1 protein-coding gene and 1 pseudogene are annotated in these 996 nt (G+C 33.9%); one reads left to right on the top strand and one right to left on the bottom strand.

Annotation, left to right across the window (positions count from 1 at the left end):
* The coding region (locus tag FUA24_RS01080) for an AAA family ATPase (RefSeq protein WP_449441413.1) at positions 1–576 on the top strand (576 nt) is incomplete at its 5' end.
* Between the two features lie 4 nt (positions 577–580).
* Here FUA24_RS01080 and FUA24_RS24910 read toward each other — a convergent pair.
* Positions 581–996 (bottom strand): annotated as a pseudogene (locus tag FUA24_RS24910) (hypothetical protein); the annotation flags it as partial.

Consider the following 996-nt stretch of genomic DNA (forward strand, 5'->3'; position numbering starts at 1 on the left):
AAAACTGGTGAGCAGCATTATGATATTATTTCGGCTTTTATTAAGTCTATTAGAGGTAGTGATCCCAATGGCGCTGTGTATTGGCTAGCTAGAATGATTGAAGGCGGCGAAGATATAAAGTTTATTGCACGCCGTTTGCTAATTTCGGCTAGTGAAGATATAGGTAATGCCAACCCTACGGCTTTGGTTATTGCTAATAACACGTTTCAAGCGGTTTCAACTATTGGGTTTCCTGAATCTCGTATTATTTTAAGTCAATGCGCCACATATTTAGCTTGCTCACCTAAAAGTAACGCAGCGTATATGGCTATAAACGAAGCGCAACAAAAAGTACGCGAAACTGGTGATTTAAGTGTGCCTTTAACTATTAGAAATGCCCCAACAAAACTTATGAAAGAACTTGGTTATGGCGAAAACTACAAATACGCACATAATTACGAAAACAATTTTGCCGAACAAGAATTTTTACCAAATGAAATAAAAAACACTACATTTTATAAACCCGGAAATAATGCACGCGAAAACGCGCACCGTGAATTTTTAAAACAACGCTGGAAAGACAAATACAATTATTAAAAAATTAAAATTTAATGTTAAGTGTTTCCTGTTTTAACTGGCTATTTTGGTAATACTCTAAAACCCAAACGCTTTCTTTTTTGTATAAAATAGCCGATGTGTTTTCAACTAAATACACATTATTTAAACCTGTGGCCTTAATTTTATAAACTACTTTAGGTGAGCTATCAACTAACTGAAAGCCATTTTCAATAGCTTGTGCATATAAAACATTACTGGTTGGTTGTTGCTCTACTTTTGTTGTAACTTTTGGTGTTTCTGTTGGTGTTTGAGTGGGCGTATTAACTTCTGCTACTTGTTTTTTTGAAGTTTTTAAGCTTTCTATTTCAGCTTTTAAAGCTTCTATTTCTTTTGATACTTCATTTTTTTCAGAAGAATTTTGTGGTTGTGCTTTTGCTACTGTAGAAATTGATGTAATTG

This window comes from Seonamhaeicola marinus (assembly GCF_008085455.1).